At 69.7% G+C, this 22,620-nt stretch carries 19 protein-coding genes; 14 read left to right on the plus strand and 5 right to left on the minus strand.

Annotated features, from left to right (window positions below; translation table 11 throughout):
• The first annotated feature begins 438 nt into the window (after positions 1–438).
• The 11 genes from ACU5AP_RS00300 to ACU5AP_RS00350 all read left to right on the plus strand — a co-directional run bounded on the left by ACU5AP_RS00300 (position 439) and on the right by ACU5AP_RS00350 (position 13,229).
• Entirely contained in the window at positions 439–915 is a 477-nt protein-coding gene (locus ACU5AP_RS00300; protein WP_446680649.1) for a division/cell wall cluster transcriptional repressor MraZ, read from the plus strand.
• Positions 912–1,874: a 16S rRNA (cytosine(1402)-N(4))-methyltransferase RsmH gene (gene rsmH, locus ACU5AP_RS00305; RefSeq protein ID WP_446680650.1), complete on the plus strand. Its 963-nt coding sequence runs from the start codon at positions 912–914 to the stop codon at positions 1,872–1,874. The genes ACU5AP_RS00300 and rsmH overlap by 4 nt, the downstream gene beginning before the upstream one ends.
• Positions 1,871–2,269 (plus strand): cell division protein FtsL, encoded by a 399-nt coding sequence (gene ftsL, locus ACU5AP_RS00310; protein ID WP_313416957.1) that lies wholly within the window; start codon positions 1,871–1,873, stop codon positions 2,267–2,269. The genes rsmH and ftsL overlap by 4 nt, the downstream gene beginning before the upstream one ends.
• The gene (locus ACU5AP_RS00315; RefSeq protein ID WP_128720567.1) at positions 2,266–4,044 is read left to right on the plus strand and encodes a peptidoglycan D,D-transpeptidase FtsI family protein; all 1,779 of its coding nucleotides are present in this window, start codon (positions 2,266–2,268) and stop codon (positions 4,042–4,044) included. Before ftsL ends, ACU5AP_RS00315 begins: the two co-directional genes overlap by 4 nt.
• Entirely contained in the window at positions 4,041–5,498 is a 1,458-nt protein-coding gene (locus tag ACU5AP_RS00320) for a UDP-N-acetylmuramoyl-L-alanyl-D-glutamate--2,6-diaminopimelate ligase (protein WP_128720566.1), read from the plus strand. Before ACU5AP_RS00315 ends, ACU5AP_RS00320 begins: the two co-directional genes overlap by 4 nt.
• Positions 5,491–6,930: a UDP-N-acetylmuramoyl-tripeptide--D-alanyl-D-alanine ligase gene (locus ACU5AP_RS00325; protein ID WP_128720565.1), complete on the plus strand. Its 1,440-nt coding sequence runs from the start codon at positions 5,491–5,493 to the stop codon at positions 6,928–6,930. Before ACU5AP_RS00320 ends, ACU5AP_RS00325 begins: the two co-directional genes overlap by 8 nt.
• Positions 6,930–8,039 carry a phospho-N-acetylmuramoyl-pentapeptide-transferase gene (gene mraY / locus ACU5AP_RS00330; RefSeq protein ID WP_003165834.1) on the plus strand — a complete coding sequence of 370 codons (1,110 nt, stop codon included), beginning with the start codon at positions 6,930–6,932 and terminating at the stop codon, positions 8,037–8,039. Before ACU5AP_RS00325 ends, mraY begins: the two co-directional genes overlap by 1 nt.
• Before the next feature lie 4 nt (positions 8,040–8,043).
• Positions 8,044–9,564 (plus strand): Mur ligase family protein, encoded by a 1,521-nt coding sequence (locus ACU5AP_RS00335; RefSeq protein WP_128720564.1) that lies wholly within the window; start codon positions 8,044–8,046, stop codon positions 9,562–9,564.
• Positions 9,561–10,742: a putative lipid II flippase FtsW gene (ftsW, locus tag ACU5AP_RS00340; protein WP_128720563.1), complete on the plus strand. Its 1,182-nt coding sequence runs from the start codon at positions 9,561–9,563 to the stop codon at positions 10,740–10,742. Before ACU5AP_RS00335 ends, ftsW begins: the two co-directional genes overlap by 4 nt.
• Before the next feature lie 13 nt (positions 10,743–10,755).
• Positions 10,756–11,841, plus strand: a complete 1,086-nt coding sequence (gene murG / locus ACU5AP_RS00345; RefSeq protein ID WP_128720562.1) for an undecaprenyldiphospho-muramoylpentapeptide beta-N-acetylglucosaminyltransferase — start codon at positions 10,756–10,758, stop codon at positions 11,839–11,841.
• 257 nt (positions 11,842–12,098) lie between these two features.
• Positions 12,099–13,229, plus strand: a complete 1,131-nt coding sequence (locus ACU5AP_RS00350) for a mechanosensitive ion channel family protein (protein ID WP_003165831.1) — start codon at positions 12,099–12,101, stop codon at positions 13,227–13,229.
• Between the two features lies 1 nt (position 13,230).
• Here ACU5AP_RS00350 and ACU5AP_RS00355 read toward each other — a convergent pair whose 3' ends face one another.
• From ACU5AP_RS00355 to ACU5AP_RS00375, 5 genes are all read right to left on the minus strand, one after another.
• The gene (locus tag ACU5AP_RS00355; protein WP_046653176.1) at positions 13,231–14,361 is read right to left on the minus strand and encodes a DUF2336 domain-containing protein; all 1,131 of its coding nucleotides are present in this window, start codon (positions 14,359–14,361) and stop codon (positions 13,231–13,233) included.
• On the minus strand, positions 14,358–15,743 hold the full coding sequence (locus ACU5AP_RS00360) for a hypothetical protein (RefSeq protein WP_141258301.1): 1,386 nt from the start codon (positions 15,741–15,743) through the stop codon (positions 14,358–14,360). Before ACU5AP_RS00360 ends, ACU5AP_RS00355 begins: the two co-directional genes overlap by 4 nt.
• Positions 15,744–15,808: 65 nt before the next feature.
• Complete coding sequence (locus tag ACU5AP_RS00365) at positions 15,809–16,837, minus strand: ABC transporter substrate-binding protein (protein ID WP_223850970.1); 1,029 nt, start codon at positions 16,835–16,837, stop codon at positions 15,809–15,811.
• Between the two features lie 669 nt (positions 16,838–17,506).
• Complete coding sequence (locus ACU5AP_RS00370) at positions 17,507–19,051, minus strand: S10 family peptidase (protein ID WP_046653179.1); 1,545 nt, start codon at positions 19,049–19,051, stop codon at positions 17,507–17,509.
• Positions 19,052–19,238: 187 nt separating this feature from the next.
• A complete protein-coding gene (locus tag ACU5AP_RS00375; protein WP_446680651.1) occupies positions 19,239–21,062 on the minus strand; it encodes an ABC-F family ATP-binding cassette domain-containing protein in 1,824 nt (607 codons plus the stop codon).
• Between the two features lie 99 nt (positions 21,063–21,161).
• Between ACU5AP_RS00375 and ACU5AP_RS00380 the strand changes: the two genes are divergently transcribed.
• The 3 genes from ACU5AP_RS00380 to ACU5AP_RS00390 are packed head-to-tail and all read left to right on the plus strand — an operon-like array spanning position 21,162 to position 22,607.
• Complete coding sequence (locus ACU5AP_RS00380) at positions 21,162–21,752, plus strand: TetR/AcrR family transcriptional regulator (RefSeq protein ID WP_278450123.1); 591 nt, start codon at positions 21,162–21,164, stop codon at positions 21,750–21,752.
• Positions 21,749–22,087: a DMT family transporter gene (locus ACU5AP_RS00385; protein ID WP_128115991.1), complete on the plus strand. Its 339-nt coding sequence runs from the start codon at positions 21,749–21,751 to the stop codon at positions 22,085–22,087. Before ACU5AP_RS00380 ends, ACU5AP_RS00385 begins: the two co-directional genes overlap by 4 nt.
• A 40-nt stretch (positions 22,088–22,127) precedes the next feature.
• The gene (locus ACU5AP_RS00390; protein ID WP_128720557.1) at positions 22,128–22,607 is read left to right on the plus strand and encodes a YcgN family cysteine cluster protein; all 480 of its coding nucleotides are present in this window, start codon (positions 22,128–22,130) and stop codon (positions 22,605–22,607) included.
• Positions 22,608–22,620 lie beyond the last annotated feature (13 nt).

A 22,620-nucleotide genomic window follows, 5' to 3' on the forward strand; every position in this document is an offset into this window, starting at 1 on the left:
GCGATCGTTCTTGCGCGAAAGGGTGAGGGGCTTGTCCTGTCAATCGGCGTAAGCCGTCGCGTTGACGCCTAGCCACGGCCTTTGGCCGACTTCACCCGCGAACCCTCACCCTTTCGTCTGTTCCAATCGCTTCGCTCTTGGAGGCTCAAGCCCTCTCCCATCAGGAGAGGGGGCTCATTAACCATTCCGTTGAAATCAAGGCGTTAGAACCCGTCCACAGGCTGTGAATACTCATTTTGTTCTGTGTATGTTCTGATTTTACAGTCCCGACGACGCTGATCGAACCGCAAATTAGGTTAAAGGGCGTCAACTAATCCCATTGAGACCCATTCAGTCCCATGCTATCCCAATGGCTCATGAGTAGGGGCTGAAAGCCCGACGCGTGGGCTTTCTTCAACGGATTTCAGGGACGGGCCGCAGGGTTCGATAGGGCAGGGCGTGTTTCTCTCGACCTACGAGAAGCAGCTGGACGGCAAACGCCGTCTCCTGATCCCTCAGGAATTCCGCACGGCCGAGAACGGCGCCGAGCACGGCGTCTTCTGCTTTCCCTCCATCGAAGCCGATTGCCTGGAAGCGGGCGGCGACAAGCTGTTCGCCGAATATCGCGCGGTGATCGAAAGCCTGCCCTTCGGCGATCCCTACCGCTCGGCGCTGGAGGCCTCGATCTTCGGCGAGCAGAAGCCGCTGGCCTATGACTCGGGCGGGCGCATCACCCTGCCGGAGCATCTGTGCGCTGAGGTCGACCTGTCGGACACGGTCGTCATCTACGGCGTCGGCGAGCGTTTTCAGATCTGGAACAAGGACAAGTGGGCCGCGCACCGCGCCGAGCAGCGCCGCATGGCGCGCGAGGGCCTGAAGCAGTTCGGCGAGATGCGGCGTCAGGCGATGGCGGCGAAGGCGGGAGGGGCGGCATGACCTCTCCGCACGCCCCTGTTCTGCTGGCCGAGGTGATCGAGGCGCTGGCGCCCAAGGCGGGCGACGTCATCATCGACGCCACCTTCGGCGCGGGCGGCTATACGCGCGCCATTCTGGAGCGTGGGGCGGATGTGGTGGCGCTGGACCGCGACCCGACGGTGCAGTCGTTCGCCGAGGCCGTGGCGCGCGACTTTCCCGATCGCTTCCAGCTGATCCGCACGCCCTTCTCGGGTCTGGCTGAGGCGTTCGAGGAGAGCGGCAAGGCCAAGCTGGACGGCGCCGTCTTCGACATCGGCGTCTCGTCCATGCAGCTGGATCAGGCCGAGCGCGGCTTCTCCTTCATGCGCGACGGGCCGCTGGACATGCGGATGAGCGATGAGGGCGCGACCGCCGCCGACATCGTCAACACCTGGGACCACGGGCCGCTGGCCCATATCTTCAAGCTGTACGGCGACGAACGCCAGTCGGGCCGGGTCGCCACCGCCATCCTGCGTCGTCGGGTCGAGCAGCCCTTCACTCGCACCCTCGATCTGGCCGAGGTTGTGGAGAAGGCCCTGGGCGGGCGTCGCGGCGCCGCCATCCATCCGGCCACGCGGGTGTTTCAGGCCCTGCGCATCGCCGTCAATGACGAACTGGGCGAGCTGGAGCGCGGGCTGGAGGCGGCCGAGGCGACGCTGGCGCCCGGCGGGCGGCTGGTCGTCGTCACCTTCCATTCGCTGGAAGACCGCATCGTCAAGGCCTTCCTGACCGAGCGCACCGGCAATGCGCCGGGCGGATCGCGCCATGCGCCGGTCGCGGTCGAGACGCGCAAGCCCAGCTTCGACCTGTTGTTCAAGGGCGCGCGCGAGGCGGGAGAGGCCGAACTGGCCGCCAACCCCCGCGCCCGCTCGGCCAAGATCCGCGCGGCGGTGCGGACCGACGCCCCGGCCTGGGGCGCGATGAAGGGGAGGGGCGCATGATCGCCATGCCCGTTCCCGTGAAGCGCCTGTTCGAGTGGAAGGTGCGCGGCGTGCGCTGCGTCGAGATCATCGGCGTGGCTTGCGTGCTGGCGCTGGTCTTCTCGGTCTATATCGCCAAGGCGGCGGCTGCGCGGGAGAGCGCTGAGATCAGCCGCATCGAGCGTGATATTCGCGAAAACCGCGAGCGGGTGCGTCTGCTGCGCGCCGAGGTCACGCGGCTGGAGCAGCCCGCGCGGCTGGAGGCCCTGTCGCGCGAGATCGGTCTGGGTCCGGTCGATGTGAAGAAGCAGGCGGGCGAGGCGGCCCTGCCCGCGATCGCGCCCCCGCCGGCTGAAAAGCCCGCCGCCGCGCCCGTCGCTGCATCTGCGGCGTCTGCTGCGGGGGCCGTGCAATGAGCGTGCATGACCATCACGGCATGGGCTATCGCGGCCGCCCGCAGGCGACCTTCGGCGGCGCCGTTTCGGCCTGGGGGCGGTGGGTCGCCTCCCTGGTGTGGAACCTGGAGCATTCGTTCGAGCGCGCCCGCGCCGACGCTCGCCCGGAAGAAGACACCCGCGTCCGCATCTTCCTGATCATGGCCGCCTTCTGCGTCGTCTTTTCCTGCCTGGCCCTGGGCGCGGCGCACGCCGCGCTGCTGACGCCGCGCGGCGGGGCGGGGGCGGGCTTCCATCCCGGCGCCCTGACGCGCGCCGATCTGGTGGACCGCAACGGCCAGCTGCTGGCGACCAACATCACCCACTACGGCCTCTACATCGACCCGCGCGAGGTCTGGGACATTCCGGCGGCCAAGGCCCAGCTGCGTCGCGCCCTGCCGCGCATTTCGGCTGCGCGTCTGGACCGGGTGATGAGCGGCGAGCGCCGTCTGATCGCCCTGAACGGCTTGACGCCGTCCGAGCGTCGGGCGGTCCACGCCCTGGCCCTGGGCGGAGTGACGTTCGAGCCGGAAGACCGTCGCGTCTATCCGCTGGGAAGCTCGGCTGTGCACTTGATCGGTCGTTCGGACACGGGCGGCCAGGGCGTCGCGGGCGCCGAGTTGGCCTTCGACCAGGAGATCCGCGCGGCGGGCGCCGCCAGCGAGGACTTCCCCCTGTCCATCGACCTGCGGGTTCAGGGCGTGGTCGAGAACGAGCTGGCCATCGCAGCCGAGGAGCACAAGGCCAAGGGCGCCGTCGCCGTGGTCGCCGACGTGCAGACGGGCGAGATCCTGGCCATGGCCTCGTGGCCGACCTATGACGCCAACCGCCGCAACGCCGCGCCGGAAGAGGCCACGCTGAACCGCGTCGTCTCGGCCCACTATGAGATGGGCTCGGTGTTCAAGAGCTTCACCGTCGCCGCCGGCATCGACACCGGCCGGGCCGACATGAACACCCTGTTCGACGCCTCCCAGGCGCTGCAGATCGGCAAGCGACGCATCACCGACTTCCACGCCACCAACAAGGTGCTGACGCTGGAGGAGGTCTATCTGCATTCGTCCAACATCGGCACCTCGCGGCTGGCGGTCGAGATGGGCGGCGATGTGATGCGCGACTACTTCCGCCGTCTGGGCCTGCTGGACGCCGCCCCGATCGAGCTGAAGGAATCGGCCGCCCCGCCTAAGGTCAGGAAGTGGGACGACAGCACCCTGGCGTCGCTGTCGTTCGGCTACGGCATCATGGTCACGCCGATCCAGTATGTGTCGGCCTATGGCGCGCTGGTGAACGGCGGGCGCTATGTGCCGCCGACCCTGCGCAAGGGCGGGCGTCCGAACGCCCAGACGCATCAGGTCGTCTCGCCCGAGACGTCTGCCGTCATGCTGGACCTGATGCGCCGCAACGTCACGCGCGGCTCGGGCCGGTTCGCCGACGCGCCGGGTCTGCGCATGGGCGGCAAGACGGGTTCGGCCAACAAGCTGGTCAACGGCCGCTATAATCCGGCGGTGGCCGTCGGCTCCTTCGCCGGGGTCTTCCCCGCCGACGGGCCGGTGGACGCCAAGCGCTACACCGTCTTCGTTCTGATGGACGAGCCGGGCGTCTATCCGCGCACCGGCGGCTATGTCGCCGCGCCCGCCGTGGGCCGCATCGCCGACCGCATCGCGGGCTTCCTGGGCGTCGAGCGCAAGGCCGACCGCTGGTCCACTGCCCTGGGCGAAAAGATCCCCGAGTTCCAGGACGTGGAGGGCGACGGCCGATGAGCCAGCTGCGCCTTTCCGAACTGCTGCGCCGCGACGTAGCCTCGGACCCGGAGATCACCGCCGTCACCGCCGACAGCCGCCAGGTCGTGCCCGGCGCCCTGTTCGTCGCCCTGCCGGGGACGCAGGCCGACGGCCGCGCCTTCATTCCGCAGGCCCTGGCGAAAGGGGCCGCCGCCGTGCTGGCGCCGTCGGACACGCCCGCGGGGGCGGCGCCGGTTCTGGTCGGGTCGGGCGACGTGCACCGGGCCTACGCCATCGCCGCGCGCGCCTTCTACGGCGCCCAGCCGCGCACCTGCGTCGCGATCACGGGCACCAACGGCAAGACCTCGGTCGCCAACTTCTGCCGCCAGATCTGGGCAGGGCTCGGCCTGAAGTCGGCCAGCATGGGCACCCTGGGCGTCGTCGGCCAGAAGGGCGACAAGACCTACGCCCTGACCGGCCCCGGCCTGACCAGCCCCGACGCCGCCGAGGCCGCGCGCCTGCTGGCCGAACTGGCCCGCAAGGAGGTCACCCATCTGGCGCTGGAGGCCTCGTCCCACGGCATCGACCAGCGCCGTCTGGACGGGGTGGCGATCAAGGCGGCGGGCTTCACCAATCTGACGCAGGATCACCTCGACTATCACGGCACGATGGAGGACTACCGCGCCGCCAAGATGCGTCTGTTCGAGGCCTTGCTGCCGCGCGGCCGCACGGCGGTGCTGAACGCGGATTCCGACGCCTATTCGGCCTTCGCCTCGGCCTCGATCATGGCGGGGCTGGGCGTGATGGGTGTCGGCGAGCGCGGGCGCGACCTGACCCTGCTGGCGCGCCGGGCGACGCCGGAAGGCCAGCGCCTGACCCTCGACGTGCGCGGCCGGATGCATGACGTCCTGCTGCCGCTGGCGGGCGCCTTCCAGGCGTCGAACGCCCTGGTGGCGGCGGGCCTGTGCATCGCGGGCGGCGAAGACCCGGACCGCGTGATCCCGGCGCTGGAGCTGATTCAGGGCGCGCAGGGCCGCCTGCAACGCATTCCCGGCGGCGCGCGCGGCGGCGAGGTCTATGTCGACTACGCCCACACGCCGGACGGGCTGGAGACGGTGCTGAACGCGCTTCGTCCCCACGCGACCGGCCGTCTGATCGTGGTCTTCGGCGCGGGCGGCGACCGCGACCGGGCCAAGCGTCCCCTGATGGGCGAGATCGCCGGGCGTCTGGCCGATACGGCCATCGTCACCGACGACAATCCGCGTTCCGAAGACCCCGCCGTCATTCGGGCTCAGGTCCGCGCAGGCTGCCCCGACGCGCTGGAGATCGGCGACCGCCGCGAGGCCATCCGCCACGCCGTCTCCCTGATGCGCGAAGGAGATGTGGTCGTGATCGCCGGAAAAGGGCATGAACAGGGACAGATCGTCGGCGGGGTCGTGCATCCCTTCGACGACGCCGCCGAAGCGACCGAAGCCCTGAAAGACCATGCCTGACGCTCACACGCCGCTCTGGACCGCCGAAGCCATCGCCTCGGCGACCGGAGGACGGCTTCATGGACCCGACGCATCAGTCTCGGGCCTGACCTACAACAGCCGCGAGATCCAGCCGGGCGACCTGTTCCTGGCCCTGCACGGCGCGCGCGACGGGCATGAGTTCGCCGAGGCCGCCTTTGCGGCGGGCGCGACGGTCGCCCTGGTCGACCGGCCGGTCGAGGGCGGGTCTTATGTGCTGGTGCCCGACACCCTGAAGGGGCTGGAGGCGCTGGGCGTCGCCGCCCGCGATCGCGCCCGACTGCGCGGCGCCGTCACCGGCAGCGTCGGCAAGACCAGCGTGACCCAGGCGATCAAGGCGGGCCTCGATCTGGCCGGATCAAGCCACGCCTCGATCAAGAGCTACAACAACCACATCGGCGTGCCGCTGACGCTGGCGCGGATGCCGCAGGGCACGGACCGCGCCGTGTTCGAGATCGGCATGAACCATCCGGGCGAGATCGGGCCGCTGTCGGCCTTCGTGCGCCCGCACGCAGCCTGCGTCACCACGGTCGGGCCGGTGCACATCGAGGCCTTCGCCGACGGCGAGGCGGGCGTGGCGCGCGAAAAGGCCGCCATCTTCGAGGGGCTGGCGCCGGGCGGGATCGCTGTGGTCAACGCCGCCGACGCCCATGCCGACATCGTGCGTCAGGGGGCGGAGAAGGCCGGAGCCGTGGTGCGGACCTTCGGCCATGATGCGGGCTGCGACGCGCGTCTGCTGGACTTCGTCGCCGACAGCGAGGGGGCGACCGTCACGGCCGAGCTGGACGGCCGGCGCATCGAATATCGGCTGGCCCAGTCGGGCGTGCACTGGGGGCTGAACAGCCTGTGCGTCATCCTGATGCTGCAGGCGTTGGACGTGTCGCTGGATACGGCGCTGCAGGCGCTGGCGGGGTTCCAGCCTCTGGCCGGGCGCGGGCAGGAGCGGACGGTCGCTGTGCCCGGCGGCGCCTTCACCCTGATCGACGAGAGCTACAACGCCAATCCGCTGTCGATGAAGGCGGGCTTCGTCAGTCTGGGCGCCAAGCCGGTGGGGCTAGGCGGTCGCCGGGTCGTGGTGCTGACTGACATGCTGGAGCTGGGCGAACACAGCCGCGCTCTGCACGAAGGTCTGGCCCCCGCCATCGTCGCCGCCGGGCTGGACCTGGTGCACACGGCCGGGCCGCAGATGCGCCTGCTGCACGACGCCCTGCCGCCGTCGCTGCGCGGCGAGTGGCGCGCGACCGCCACCGAACTGGCGACTGAGGCCGCCCTGCTGGCGCAGCCGGGCGACGTGGTCATGGTCAAGGGCTCGAACGGGTCGAAGGCCTCGCTGGTCGCGGCCGCGCTTGCAAATCTCGGCGTGGCCGAACAAGAGGCGCGCGTCGCCGCCGAGGCCCAAGGGAAGTCCGCCTGATGTTCTACCTGCTCTATCTCTACTACGCGGACATCGCCCAGGAATATCCGCTGCTGCACCTGATCCAGTATCAGACGGTGCGCGTGGCCCTGGCCATGGCCACGGCCATGATCGTGGCGGTCGCCATGGGCAGCCGCTTCATCAACTGGATTCGCGCCAAGCAGGGCCGGGGCCAGCCGATCCGCGACGACGGCCCGGTGTCCCACCTGTCCAAGGTCGGCACCCCCACCATGGGCGGGCTGATGATCCTGGCGGGCATCGGCGTGGCCGTGCTGCTGTGGGGCGACCTGACCAACCCCTATATCTGGATCGTCTCGGGCGTGACGGCGGCCTTCGGCGTGCTGGGCTTCATCGACGACTACGCCAAGGTGACGAAGCAGACCTCGGCCGGGCTGACGTCCAAGCAGAAGCTGCTGGCCCAGACGGTCGTGGCCGTGATCGCCGGCGTCCTGACCGTGCTGTGGATGACCCATTCCCCGACCTCGCCGGGGCTTGAGACCTCGATCGCCTTCCCCTTCCTGAAGGCGGTGCTGCTGAACATCGGCTGGTTCTATGTGGCCTTTGCCGCCTTCACCATCATCGGGTTCTCGAACGCGGTGAACCTGACAGACGGCCTGGACGGCCTGGCCATCGTGCCGGTGATGATGGCGGCGGGCGCCTTCGGCATCATCTCCTACCTGGTCGGCAACTTCCTGTTCGCGGACTATCTGCAGGTCCACCACGTGCCCGGCGCGGGCGAACTGGCCATCTTCTGCGCCGCCATCATCGGCGGGGGCATGGGCTTCCTGTGGTACAACGCGCCGCCGGCCAAGATCTTCATGGGCGACACCGGTTCGCTGGCTCTGGGCGGCGCCCTGGGCTCGATGGCCGTGGCGACCAAGCACGAGCTGGTGCTGGGCATCGTCGGCGGCCTGTTCGTGGTCGAGGCGGCCTCGGTGATGATCCAGGTCGGCTACTTCAAGCTGACGGGCAAGCGCATCTTCCTGATGGCGCCGATTCACCACCATTTCGAGAAGATGGGCTGGCCGGAATCGACCGTCGTCATCCGTTTCTGGATCGTCGCCGCCATGCTGGCGCTGCTCGGTCTGGCCACGTTGAAGCTGCGTTGAGCCGATGATCCCCGTTCCCGGCTTCGAGGGGCGTCGCGTTGCGGTCTTCGGCCTGGGGCGGTCGGGGATCACGGCGGCGCGCGCGCTTCAGGCGGGCGGGGCCATCCCGGTGCTGTGGGACGACGGCGTCTCGGGCCGGATGCAGGCTGAGGCGGAAGGCTTCCTGGTCGAGGATCTGACGCGGGCCGACTGGTCCGGGTTCGCCGCCCTGGTGCTGTCGCCGGGCGCGCCGCTGACCCATCCCAAGCCGCACTGGAGCGTCGAGCGCGCCCATGAGGCGGGCGTGCCGGTTATCGGCGATGTGGAGCTGTTCGCGCGGGCGCTGGCCGCCTTGCCGCAAGGGGAGCGGCCGCGCGTGGTCGCCATCACCGGCACAAACGGCAAGTCGACGACCACGGCCTTGATCGGCTGGGTGCTGAAGCAGGCGGGCCTCAGCGTCCACATCGGCGGCAATATCGGGATCGGGGTGCTGGCCCTGCCGGAGCCGACGGCGGATGCGGTCTATGTGATCGAGGTGTCATCCTATCAGCTGGACCTGACGACGAGTTTCGCGCCGGACGTGGCGATCCTGACCAATGTGTCGCCGGACCATCTGGACCGCCACGGCGGGATGGAGGGTTATGTCGCCGCTAAGCGTCGGATATTCCAGGCGCAGGATGATGAGGCGCTGGCGCTGGTCGGCGTGGATGAGGAATGGGGCCGGAAGGCTGCCGCGGACCTGCGGGCGCAGGGGCGGCGGGTCGAGACGGTTCTGAGTCTTCCTTCTCCCCTCGTGGGAGAAGGTGGATCGCGCAGCGAGACGGATGAGGGGTTGCTCCCCGTGTCCGGCGACGCGGCTGTGGCTTCGGTCGGAGAGACCCCTCATCCGAGCCCTTCGGGCCCACCTTCTCCCACAAGGGGAGAAGGGTATGGGGCGGCGGCGGGCGTGTTGACGGGGGGCGGCGCCGTGCTGGCCGATTTGACCGCCGCGCGGTCCTTGCCCGGCCGCCACAACGCCCAGAACGCAGCCTTCGCCTATGCGACCGCGCGGGCGCTGGGCGTGTCGCATGAGGCGGCGGTCGAGGGCCTGCTGACCTTCCCCGGCCTGTCGCACCGGATGGAGGCCGTCGGGCGGCTGGGCTCCGTGCGCTTCATCAACGATTCCAAGGCCACCAACGCCGACGCCGCGCGGCAGGCGCTGGCCTCCTACCCGGCTGTCTTCTGGATCGCGGGGGGCAGGGCCAAGGACGGCGGCATCGAAACCTTGCACGACCTCTTCCCGCGCGTGACCAAGGCCTATCTGATCGGAGAGGCGGCGGACGCCTTCGCTGTCACTCTGGCCGACACGCCGCACGTCGTGGCGCACACGATGGAGCGGGCCGTCGAACTGGCCGCCGCTGACGCGGCCGCGGCCGGGGGCGAGCAGGTGGTGCTGCTGTCGCCCGCCTGCGCCAGCTTCGATCAGTTCCCCGATTTCGAGGTCCGGGGCGAGGCGTTCCGCGCCGCCGTCCTGAGCCTGGGCGCACGGCCGGAGCCCGCCGCATGACCCACAACAGCTACAGCCATCCCTTTTCGCGCAACGACCAGAGCCTGATCGCGCGCTGGTTCTGGACGGTGGATCGCGGCCTGCTGGGCGCGGCGCTGACGCTGGTGGGGCTGGGCGTGGCGCTGAGCTTCGCCTCCAGCCCGGCGGCGATCCTGGCTGATGAATCGATCAGCGATCCCTTCCACTATTCGTGGCGGATGATGGTCTTCTCGACCATGGGGCTGATCGCCATGCTGAGCGCCTCGCTGCTGTCGCCGCGCGGGGTGCGGCGGATCGCGGTGCTGGCCCTGTTCTGCGCCATCGTGGTCATGGCGGCCCTGCCTTTCATCGGCGACACGGTGAAGGGGGCTGCGCGCTGGATCAACCTGGGGCCGTTCAGCCTGCAGCCGTCCGAGTTCGCCAAGCCCGGCCTGATCGTCTTCGCCGCCTGGATGTTCGCCGAGGCCCAGAAGGGCGAGGGCGTGCCCGGCGTCAGCATCGCCTTCGGCCTGTGGGCGCTGACGGTCGGCCTGTTGCTGATCCAGCCGGATATCGGCCAGACCTTGCTGATCACCACGACCTTCATGGCCGTCTTCTTCATGGCCGGGGTGCCGCTGAAGTGGGTGGCGGCGCTGGCGGCGGTCGGCGCGGGCGGGGTGGTGTCGCTGTATTTCATGTTCAGCCACATGCGGGACCGCCTGAGCCGCTTCCTGTCGCCCGAGACGACCGACACCCACCAGATCGACCGCGCGTCCGAGGCGATCCGCGCCGGGGGCCTGGTTGGGCGCGGCATCGGCGAGGGGGTGATGAAGCGCCACGTCCCCGACCTGCACACCGACTTCATCTATTCCGTCGGGGCCGAGGAGTTCGGCCTGGTGCTGTCGCTGATCATGATCGGGCTCTACGCCTTCATCGTCATTCGCGGGATGCGCAAGGCGATGAAGCTGAACGACTCCTTCGAACAGACGGCGGCGGCGGGGCTGTTCATGCTGATCGGTCTGCAGGCTTGCATCAACATCGCGGTGAACCTGAACCTGATTCCGACCAAGGGGATGACCCTGCCCTTCATCAGCTATGGCGGGTCGTCCATGATGGCCATGGGGCTGACGATGGGGTTCGCCCTGGCCCTGACCCGGCGCCGTCCGGGCGCCTATGAACTGGGGTCGAACGTCGCCCCGCGTCGCCGCCTGCTGCCGTAAGAGAGCACCATCCATGAACAAGGTCTGCGTCGTCGCCGCCGGGGGCACCGGCGGCCATATGTTCCCCGCCGAGGCGCTGGCCCGCGAGATGGCGGCGCGCGGCTGGCGCGTGGTGCTGGCCACCGACAGGCGCGGCGAGCAGTACGCCCACGCCTTCCCCGCCGAAGAGCGGCTGGCGCTGGATGCGGCGACCGGGCGCGGTCCCATCGGTCTGATGAAGGCCGGGCTGGCGATCCTGAAGGGCGTGGGGCAGGCCAAGGCGGCGTTCCAGCGCACGGGCGCGGACGTGGTGGTGGGCTTCGGCGGCTATCCGTCGGCGCCGGCCCTGCTGGCGGCGGTGACGACGCGCCGCCCGACCGTCATCCATGAGCAGAACGCCGTGCTGGGCCGCACCAACCGCTATCTGGCGCCCAGCGTGGGCGTGATCGCGGCGGCCTTTCCCACGCTGGGCCGGGCGCCGAACAAGGTGAGGGATCGCGTCCAGCTGGTCGGCAATCCGGTGCGGCCGGACATCCGCGCCCTGTTCGACCGGGCCTATGCCGCGCCGGTCGAAGGCGGACCGATCCACGTGCTGGTGACAGGCGGCAGCCAGGGCGCCCGCATCCTGTCCGAGACGACGCCGCGCGCGCTGGCGGCCCTGCCGGAAGCCATCCGCAACCGTCTGAAGGTGCAGCAGCAGTCGCGGCCCGAGACGCTGGAGACCGCGCGCCAGATCTACCTCGACGCCGGGATCGAGGCCGAGGTCGCCCCCTTCTTCCGCGACATGGCGGATCGGCTGTCGAAGGCGCATCTGGTGATCGGGCGGGCCGGGGCCTCGACCTGTTCGGAGCTGGCGGTGGCGGCCCTGCCGTCGGTGCTGATCCCGCTGAAGATCGCCATGGACGACCACCAGACCCTGAACGCGCGGGCCCTGTCCGAGGCGGGCGCGGCGACGGTGATCGCCGAGGACGACCTGACGGTCGAGAGCCTGACGGCGGCGCTGACCGCCATTCTGGCCGATCCGGCGGGGCTGGCGGCCATGTCGTCGGCGGCGCGATCCGTGGCGATCCCGGATGCGGCGCAAAGGCTGGCCGATCTGGTGGAGGCGGCGGCCTCCTGAACCCTCTCCCGGCGGGAGAGGGCTTGAGCTTCGGAGAGCCGAAGGCGATCCGCCAAGCGAAAGGGTGAGGGGCTTGTCCTGTCAGTCGGCGTAAGCCGTCGCTTGACCGGCCAGTTGCGGCCTTCGGCCGACTTCACCCGCGAACCCTCACCCTTTCGCGCAAGAACGATCGCTAACGCTCTCGTGCGCTCAAGCCCTCTCCCATCGGGAGAGGGAAGCGGGATGACGTGGCTGTTTGGGCCGTCTAACCTCCGCCCATGCCCCAGTTCGTGACCGACCTGACCAACACCATCTTCGCGCTCTGGCGTCAGTTTCACTGGCTGCCGGAATGGGCGGTGATCTCAATCATCACCGTGGTCTTCGTCTTCATCGGCTGGGCGGCCAATCAGGTGGTCTTCGCCCTGCTGAAGCTGGCGGTGCGCAACCGCGACGAGTTCTGGAAGGGGATGCTGAAGCGTGCCCGGCTCAAGGTGCGGATCGCGGTGATGATCATCGCCCTGGCCCTGGCCGTCACCGTGTCGCCGCTGGACCCCGAACCGTCGCTGTTCATCCGGCGCAGCCTGCTGTTCGGCTTCATCCTGGTTTGCGGCTGGATGCTGGCGGGCGCGGTGGACATGGGCGCCATCGTCCACCTGAAGAAGTTCAATATGGAGGCGGAGGACAACCTCTACGCCCGCAAGCACGTCACCCAGACGCGCATCCTGCAACGGGTCGCGGCCATCCTGATCGGCCTGATCACCCTGGGGCTGGCGCTGCTGACCATTCCCGGCGTCAAGCAGTGGGGCCTGTCGCTGCTGGCCTCGGCCGGGGTGGTCGGCATCGTCGCCGGTCTGGCGCTGCAGCCCTTCCTGACCAATCTGATCGCGGGCATCCAGATCGCCACCGCCCAGCCGATCCGCCTGGACGACGCCGTCATCGTCGAGGGCGAGTGGGGCCGGGTCGAGGAGATCACCTCGACCTATGTGGTGGTCAAGCTGTGGGACTGGCGACGCATGGTGCTGCCGCTGACCTACTTCATCCAGAAGCCGTTTCAGAACTGGACGCGCGAGGATTCGCGCCTGATCGGCGTGTCCTTCCTCTATGTGGATTACGAGGCGCCCATCGATCGGCTGCGGATCAAGCTGGAGCAGATCGCCCACGCCTCGCCGCACTGGGACGGCGACGTGGTGGCCCTGCAGGTCACGGACGTCACCGAGCGGACGGCCCAGGTGCGCTGCCTGACCAGCGCGCGCAACGCCTCGGTCGCCTTCGACCTGCGGGCCGAGGTGCGCGAGAAGATGCTGGCCTTCATGCGCGACGAATGCCCCGAGGCCCTGCCGCGCGACCGGATGGATTTCGACCGCGAGCGCCGTCGTCCGGCGCCGCGCCCGACCGGCTACGAAGAATAGGCTAGGCCGCCTGCATGGCCTTGCGGGCGCGCCAGAAGCGCAGGGTCCGCAGGGCCGCCTCGCGCGTCAGCTCGTTGTACATCCCGGCATAGGCGCGGGCCTTGCCCATGGCGTTGTCGTCGGTGTTCAGCAGCACCACGGCGTAGGTCAGGAACAGGGCGCGATCCAGGTCCGCCGCCTTGCAGATGACGGCCAGGGCGTCCAGCTCGCGGCGCTCGATGATCTGGCGGGCGGTGTGGAAGTCGACGTCGGCCAGTTGCGACAGGGCGATCAGGAAGGCGGTCTGGCCGCCCGAACGCAGGAAGCGGGCCAGCACCTGAGGCGTCAGCTGGTTGGCGGCGCGCAGTTCCTCGACATAGGCCAGGCTCTCGGCGTAGTCGGCGGGCAGGGCGCCGTCCTCGGCGGCGACGCGCGTGCGGCCCGCGGCCAGGGCGCTTTCCAGCAGGGCCGGGTCCATGCGGGCGTTCTGCTCCAGGATGCGCTGACGCAGCCGGGCCTCGACGTCGAAATAGAGGTCGTTCAGCAGGTCGGGCGGCAGGCTGGCGCGCTCGACCGTGACGGCGTGCAGGGCCGGGTTGGCGCGGGCGCGCTCGACGGCGGTTTCGGTCGCGGCGCGCGACAGGGCGGCGCCTTCGTTGCCCAGAAGCACGCCCAGGGTCTCGTCGTCGCCGCGCTCGACGATGGCGTCGGACACGGCCTCGGACACGGCGGCGCGGCGGCTGACGGCGCGCATATGGCCCTGACCGCGCGAGCGCACCACGCCGATCAGATCGGCCTCGGTCAGCACCGGCGAGGTGCTGAGGACGGGGGCGGCGACGGTCTCGGCCTCGTCATTGGCCAGGCGGCGGATCAGCTGATGCGGGGCGTCCGGCGACTGGGCGAACCGTTCGGCCAGTTCGGCGCGCACGGCCGTCTCCATGGCGTCGGTCAGGTCGGACAGGACGGCGCCGTAGAGGGCGGTCTCGGTCTCCGTACGCTCGGCGGCGCCGAAGAAGCAGTCGGTCAGCTCACGCAGCAGGGCGCGGCGCTTGGGGCTGGACTCCTCCTGCGCCAGGGCGATCAGGTCGGGCAGGCGCGAGCCGGTCTCGGCCGGGGAAGCGACGGAGGGGGAGGGGGCGGCGCCGTCGCTCATGGCAGCATCGGGTCGTCGGCCAGCGGGGCGGCGCGCAGGCGGCCCTGGGCGTCGCGCATCACGGCGGGCGGCTCGGGCGGCTGGGCCAGGTCGTCGGAGGACGGCGTCTCGTTCAGCTCGACCGGCATGGCGTCCAGATAGTTGGGCGCAGGCAGGGGCGTGGCGTCCGGCTGGCGGCCCGCCTGGCGGTGGACGGAATAGTAGCGGGCGCTGCCCTGGGACGGGGCGTCATTGGACGCGGGCTGAGGCGTCGGGGCTGCGGGCGTTGCGGGCGCCTGATCCTGAGTCGGAGCGGGCGCGGGCGTCGCAGCGGGCGGCTGGGGCGTGTTGCGCTGCAACTGGAAGATCGGCGCGTCGCGGCGCGGGGCCATCGGATCGAAGGCCGGGTCGGCCGGAACGGGAGCCGGAGTCGGAATCGGCGCGGGCGCAGGCTGGACGGGCGGCGCGGGGACGCGCTCAGGAATGCGTTCGGGAACAGGCGCGGGCTGCCGGACCGGCTCAGGAGCGGGTTGCGGGGCCGGTTGGGGCGCGACGGCGCGCGGGGCGGGCTGGACCGGGATGGGCTGGGCTGGCGCGGGCGGCGTCGGCCGCACAGGCTCGGGCATAGGCATCGGCGCCGGTTCGGGCAGCGGCGTGCGCTGGACGGGCGGCGGGGGCGCGGGTTGCATCTGGGGCTGGGCGTGCGTCCAGGGAACGTGGCCAGGCGCCGGAGCGCGCTCTATCGGCTGAGGCTGAGGCTGGGCCTCGGGGACGTAGGGCGCGGGGGCCTCGCCCGAAGGCGGCGGCGCGACGGGCTGGGGCGGGACCGAGAGAGGCTGACGCGTCCAGGGCGCCGGCTGATAGGTCGGCTGATACGGCGCCGGGGGCGTGTAGGCCGGCGCGGGCTGCTGGGCCGGGGGCGAGACGTAGGGGCCCCAGGTCGCGTCGGGATGGCTGGTCACGGGCCGGAAGTCGGGCGCAGGCGTCAGGGCGTTGGCCGACGACGGCGGAGCCGGGATCGGCGACGGCGCGCCCCAGGCCTGGGCGGGCGTCAGCTGACGGTTGTAGCCCGGCGCGCCGGCGCGCCACGGATAGCCGCCGTGCGGGATGACGGCCGGACGGGCGACGGTCTGAGCCGCGGGCGGCGCAAAGTAGGCCGCTTCCTGCGGCGGGGCGAAACCGTCGGCGGGCGCGGCCGGATAGGCGGGGGCCGTCTGGCTGGACGGATGGGCCTGGGCGCGGCCCGGCCAGGATAGCTGGCGATTATAGGCGGCGGGCGGGTAGGGCGTCTGAGCCTGGGGCGGCGCCCACGGCGCGGCCTGCGCCAGGGCGGCCGTCGAGGCGCCGAGCGCGGGCAGAAGGACGGCAATGGTCAGGATGCGCGGCACCGGCGCCTCGTGCAAGGTGAAGACGTTCAGCCGGACAGCCTAGGCGGCGCGGCTTAATCCGCGCCTAACGCCGGACAGGCTTAGCCGCGCGAGGGCAGATACTGGCTGGTGAAGGCCTCGCGCCAGTCGGGGGCGGCGGGATAGGCGTCCTGGGTCTGTTCGGCGAAGGCCTGCCAGCGTTCGGGCGTCATGGCCCCAAGGCCGTAGAGGGCCGCGTCGCCGCCGTCGACCATGGCCTGGGCGCGCAGCGAGGCGCGGGCGGCGTCCAGCACGCGCTGGGGCAGGTCAGGATGGGCGCGGCGGATCAGGGCGTCGCCCTTGGCGCCGTCGCCGTGGACATAGTCGCGCCAGCCCTCGACCGAGGCGGCGATGAAGTCGCGCAGGGCGTGGGCGTTGTCGCGGGCGAAGGCGTTGGGCGCCAGCACCAGGCCGGAATAGGAGGGATAGCCGTCCTCGGCCGGGGTCAGGACCAGGGGCTGGAAGCCGACCTCGCGCGCGATCAGGCTGGGCGCGCCGTCGGTCAGGCGGGCGATCAGCAGGCTTTGGCGATCCTCGCGGAAGGCCTTCAGATTGTCCTCGGGGGCGCCGGTCTGCGCCTGGTCGGGCGTCAGGTCGAAGCGGGTGCGCAGCCAGGTCCAGAAGCCGGTCTGGTCGCCCGGCTCCATCAGGATGCGGCGGCCGCGCAGGACGGTCAGATCCTCCAGCTCCTGGCCGGGATGGGCCAGCAGGACGACGGGGTCTTTCTGCAGGAAGGCGGCCACGGCCTTGACCGGCGCCCGGTCGGCGATCAGCCGCAGGGGCAGGAAGCTGTCGCGGCCGACGGCCAGTTCGACCGCGCTGGCGGCCAGCAGGGCGGGGATGTCGGCGCCTGACGGCCCGGCCAGAATCTCGACGTTGAGACCGCGCCGTTCATAGGCCCCGGTCGCGACGGCCTGGTAGAAGCCGCCGTGCAGGGCGCCGGCTGGGCCGCCCGCCGCGACCCGCAGGCGCACCCGGCCGGATTCGTCGGTCTGGGCCGGGCGTCGGCCGCACGCGGACAGGACGCCCAGGGCGGTCAGGCCGAGGGCGCCGGCCATCAGGCCGCGTCGGTGCAGGCGGGCGCGAGTCATCACGTCTAGGGTGTAGGGGGACGGGCCGCGCTTGGAAAGGCGGCGGGGCGTCGCCGGGCGGGATTTCAGCCCGGAAATCATGCGCCGGAATTGAGCGAGGGGACGTAACCCTTTGAGCCAGACCGTCGCCGGTCGGATCGCGGATCGCGTCCCCTCGCCAAGTCCGGGTTGGACTTGGCCGCTATCGGGTCGGAAGTCGGTCTTTAGCGTCGGCGGGCGGACCCGGCGTCGTTCGACTGTCATTCCATCGGCCCCTGGTCTTCGGCGTTCCGCAAGGCGAACCTCGCGCCGTCCGTCGATCCCGGCCTGGTTCTCCGTGATCCCGGCGCCGAAGCGCTAGAGGATCGGGAGCCTGGGCCCTGCTTCGGTGTTTCCGCGTCCTCCGAAGAGGCTTGGAACCCTGGGTCAGAGAGCCGGACCGGTCCGCTTGATCTCCGGGTCTCCCCGGATTTCCGCGCCGCCGTGTCCCTCGGCCTGTTGACGTTCCCGCGAAATCCGTTATTGGGCAAGCGCCCAAATCGGCGCGTCTGTGCGGAATTCTCCCGGACCCGGTGGGCAAGTCTGTGGATATCTGTGGACGGACGAAATTCGCGGAAGCGGATCAGCGTCTTGCGTTGTCCACAGGAAAGCGACCACCACCCGCTCGCAGGAGCGGATGGCGGCGGATCATCAGCGTGCGCGGATGAAGGTGCGGATGTCGTTCGACAGCTTCTTCAGGTCGTCGTCGCGGACGTACATCATGTGGCCCGAGTGGTAGTAATGCCACTCGATGCGGCCGTCGGTCGGGAAGCCCGGACGGTTCAGCGAATATTCCGCGCCGAAGAAGGGCGTGGCGAAGTCGTAGTAACCCTGACCCACCCAGACGCGCAGGCCGCTGTTTTCACGCAGGGCGCGGCCGATGTAGGGGGCCACGTTCAGATACTCCGCCCCGCCGCGCCCGGCGGTCGGCAGGTTCCAGTCCCAGTTCCGGGTGCCGCCGATCGAGGAGTAGACCACGTCGGGCGAATACTTCAGACCCTCGCGCGCCCAGGCGTTGATGGCGGCGGTATAGGCGCCGTCGATGCCGTAGAAGCTGGGGTCGTTGTCCGGGCGATCGCCGGCGTTGTCGTAGTCGACGCCGGTGTAGCGGGCGTCCAGACGGCCGATGGTCAGGCCGCGATCCCGCAGCAGCTCCTTGTAGAAGCGGCCGGGCGACAGGCGCAGGTTGGCGTTGCTCAGATAGGTCTGGGAGATGCCGGTGTAGCGCGACAGCTGCTGCAGGATCGTGGCGCGTTCGTCGGCCGGCAGGGCGTTGCCCTTCAGCAAGGCCGAGGCGTAGGGGCCGATGGCCCAGGCGCGGGCCTCGGCGACGAACTCCTCGACCGTGGCGGGCTTGTTCGGCACCTTGTCGTGGTACCAGGCGGCGGCCGCCATCGAGGGCAGGGTGGTGACGAAGCCCAGCTCATTGCCCTGGGCGTCGGCGGCCAGGCTGAAGTCGAGGATCGACGAGATCAGCAGGATGCCGTTGATCGATACGTCGGTGTAGCTGCCTTCCAGCTCGTTGATCACCGCCGCCGAACGGGTGGTGCCGTAGCTCTCGCCGCCGATGAATTTCGGCGCGTTCCAGCGGCCATGCTCGTTCAGCCACAGACGGATGAACTCGGCGATCGACTTGGCGTCCTTGGTCACGCCCCAGTAGTCGGCCGGGTCGGTCTTGCCCAGGGCGCGGCTGAAGCCGGTGCCGATCGGGTCGATGAAGACGATGTCGGTGACGTCCAGCAGGGAGTCGACGTTGTCGATGATGGGGAAGGGCGCGGCGCCGTCGTCACGCGCGTCCGACGGCACGACCACGCGCTTGGGCCCGAAGGCGCCCATGTGCAGCCACAGGGAGCCCGAGCCGGGGCCGCCGTTCCACAGGAAGGTCACGGGACGGTTCGGGTCCGTCGGGCCTTCCTTGATGTAGCTGTAGGAGACCATGGCCGCGAGCGGCTTGCCTTCCTTGTCCTTCAGATAGGTTTCGCCGGCGATGGCGCGGTAGGCGATGCGCTGGCCGCCGAAGACGCCGGTGTGGCGGGTTTCGGACATGACGGGCGGCGGGATGGCGGCTTCGGTGCGGTTCGCGGCGGCGACATCGACGCGCGGCGCGCCTTGAGGCCCGCTCTGGCCCCCGCTTTGCGCCATGGCCGGCCCGGCTAGGGCCAGCGCCGAAGCGGCGACGACAAGCAGTCTCTTCATGGATAAACCCCCAGTTTGTCTACGCGGCTCCCCCTCGAGAGCCGGGCGCGCGAACGACGCCGCCCAGCTTGGAATGAGGCGGCAAGCGGGGGCGAATGTAAACCGTGGGTTCTGCCCTTATCGCGGAAGGGTTGGCTGGATACGGAGGGATTTGGCGAAGAATGTGCGGCGTGTCGCAGCGTGTTTCTCAGCCCGCCAGATCGGCCTTCTTCTCTTCCAGCTCCAGCCAGTCCAGTTCGGCGGCCTCTAGCTCGGCGCGGGCCTTTTCGGCGGCCTTCATGGCGCGGTCGAAGGCGGCGGGATCGCGCGCGTAGAGGTCGGGGTCGGCCAGGATGGCGTCCTGACGGGCGATTTCGACCGGCAGTGTCTCCATCAGCTTTTCGACCTCTTCCAGACGGCGGGCGTCCTTGTAGGAGAGCTTGGCCTGTTTCTTCGGGGCGCGGTCAGAAGGCTCCGCCTTCTCGACCCGACGCGCCCCGGAGGGGGCGGCGTCGGCGTGGGTCGGGGGCGGGGCGAGGAAGCCGGGGTTCTGGCGCAGGAAGTCCTGCCAGCCGCCGGGCGTCTCGACCACGTCGCCGCGGCCGTTCAGGGCGATGGTCGAGGTGGCCAGACGGTCGACGAAATCGCGATCGTGCGACACCAGGATCAGGGTGCCGTCGTAGGATTCGAGCAGTTCCTCCAGCTTCTCCAGCGTGTCCATGTCGAGGTCGTTGGTCGGCTCGTCGAGGATCAGCAGATTGGCGGGCTGGGCCAGCGCCCGCGCCAGCAGCAGCCGGTTGCGCTCGCCGCCCGACAGGGTGGAGATGGGCTGTTTCAGCTGGGCTTCCTGGAACAGAAAGTCCTTGGAGTAGGCGGCGACGTGCATGGAGCGGCCGCGCACCAGGATGGAGTCGCCGCCGCCCGGCGTCAGGGCGTCCCACAGGGTCATGTCCGACTTCAGCCCCTCGCGCGACTGATCGAGGTAGAGGGGTTCGAGGTTGGCGCCCATGCGGACGGCGCCCTCGTCCGGCGCCAGTTCGCCCAGCAGCACCTTGACCAGGGTGGTCTTGCCCGCGCCGTTGGGGCCGACGATGGCCAGACGGTCGCCGCGGATGATGCGGGTGGTCAGGTTCTTGAAGATGGTCCGGTCGCCGAACGATTTGCTGACGCCCTTGATGTCGGCGACCAGCTTGCCCGAGACGGCGCCGGAATCGACGCCGAGGTTCAGTTCACGCGGCAGATCGTTGACCCGTTCGGCCCGGTCCAGACGCATCTGCTGCAGGGCGCGGGCGCGGCCCTCGTTGCGGGTGCGCTGGGCGGTGATGGAGCGGTAGAAGGTGTAGGTCTCGGCCTCGATGCGCTTGGTCAGGCGGCGCAGGGATTCGGCTTCTTCCTCCATGACCTTGGCGGCCCAGTCGTCGAACTCGACGAAGCCCTTGTTCAGGGTGCGGACCCTGCGGCCTTCCAGCCAGTGAACGGTGTCGGTGACGCGGTTCAGGAAGGCGCGGTCGTGGCTGACCACCAGCAGGGCGAAGCGGGCCTGGATCAGCTCGTTCTCCAGCAGTTCGATGGCCAGGATGTCGAGGTGGTTGGTCGGCTCGTCCAGCAGCAGCAGGTCCGGCTCTTCGGCGAAGGCCTTGGCGAGGGCGGCGCGGCGGATCTCGCCGCCGGACAGGCCTTGCGTGGATTTGTTCGGGTTGAGGCCGAAGGTCTCCAGCCAGCTTTCGGCGGTCCATCGCTCGGCCTCGCCCGAGGCGGCGTAGTCGGCCAGGGTCTCGCCGGTGATGACCGGCTCCTGCGGGACATAGGCGAAGCGGGTGCCGGCCTGGACCGAGCGGTCGCCGGAGTCCGGCTCGATCAGGCCCATGACCACCTTCATCAGGGTGGACTTGCCCGCCCCGTTGCGGCCGACCAGGGCGGCGCGGCTGCGCGGCTCCATCGCCATGTCGACGCCGTCGAACAGCGGGCGGGGGCCGTCCTGAAGGCGGACGTCCTTGAGGGCGACGAGAGGGGGGCGAGCGGCCATGAACACCAGTCCGAAAAGGGAGGCGACGCCTATAGCGCGGACCGGGGGGCGAGGGCCAATATTTCGGGATTTACATAAAACCGTCCAGACGGTATGTCGCTTTGCATGGACGCTCAACCGACCCGCCGCACGCCCGAAGACACCCGCCGCCAGATCATCGACATGGCCATCGAGATCGCCGCCGACCAGGGGGCGATGGGGGTGACGCTGGATGCGGTGGTGGCGCGCCTGCCGTTCAGCAAGGGGGCCTTGCTGCATCACTTCCCGAACAAGCTGGCTCTGCTGGAGGGGGTGATCGACCATCTGGCGTCCGAAATGACGGCGGCGGTGCTGGCCGAGGCGGCGCGCGATCCCAACCCCTATGGCCGCAACGCCCGGGCCTATCTGCGGACGATCGTTTACGAACCCGCGACAGAGCGCGATTTCAGCATCGGCCGCGCCGTCCTGGCTGCATGCGCCATTGAACCGAGCCTGACCCCGCGCTGGCGCGCGGCGATGGGCGCTCTGGCGGTTGACGATCCCGACGATCCGGCAGGCAAGGACGACGCCCTGATGCTGCGTCTGATCGCCGACGGTCTGTGGATGAGCGACCTGTTCGGAACGCATGAGGTGTCGCCGGAGCAGAGAAAGGCCCTGCTGTCGCTGCTGACGCCGGGCAGTCTGCTGACGGACGCCTATGGCGAGAGCGCTGAATGAGCCCGACGACCTGGCTGGCCCTGCTTGGAGCGATCGGTTTCGAAGTGATGGGTACGACCCTGCTGCAGCAGTCGCAGCAGTTCACCAAACCGCTGCCGACGGCGGGGCTGGCGGTCTGTTACGGCATCGCCTTCTACCTGCTGACCCTGGCGCTGAAGCAGATGCCGGTGGGGCTGGCCTATGCGATCTGGAGCGGGCTGGGGGTGGTGCTGATTTCGGTGATCGGCCTGTTCCTGTTCAAGCAGAAGCTGGACCTTCCGGCGATCATCGGCCTGGCGCTGATCATCGGCGGGGTGGTGGTGATCAACCTCTTCTCCAAGAGCGTCAGTCACTGAAACCGCGACAGATGGGGATTTGGGGCGTATAGCCGCGCCCATGAATTCCACCTCGCCCAAGCCTTTCTGGGAAACCAAGACCCTGGCGGAGATGTCTCCGTCCGAGTGGGAGAGCCTGTGCGACGGCTGCGGCCTGTGCTGCGTCATCCGTTTCGAGGACGAGGATACGGGGCAGATCATCCCGACGCGGGTGCACTGCAAGCTGTTCGACCCGGACCGTTGCACCTGCACCGACTACGCCCGGCGCCAGGCTGAGGTGCCGGACTGCGTGCAGCTGACGCCGGACAACATCGAGCGGCTGAAGTGGATGCCTCTGTCGTGCGCCTATCGTCGGCTGCATGAAGGGCGGACGCTGGCCTGGTGGCACCCGCTGGTGTCCGGCGACCCGGAGACGGTGCATACGGCCGGGGTCTCGGTGCGGCGCCAGACGGTTTCGGAGCTGGCGTTGAAGGAGCCGGAGGACGCGCTGGAGTTCGAGGCTCCGGAGTGGATGGGCGAACGCGGCTCTGCTAACGAATAATTCGTCCGCAGGG

The sequence above is a fragment of the Brevundimonas sp. RM1 genome (assembly GCF_052907225.1).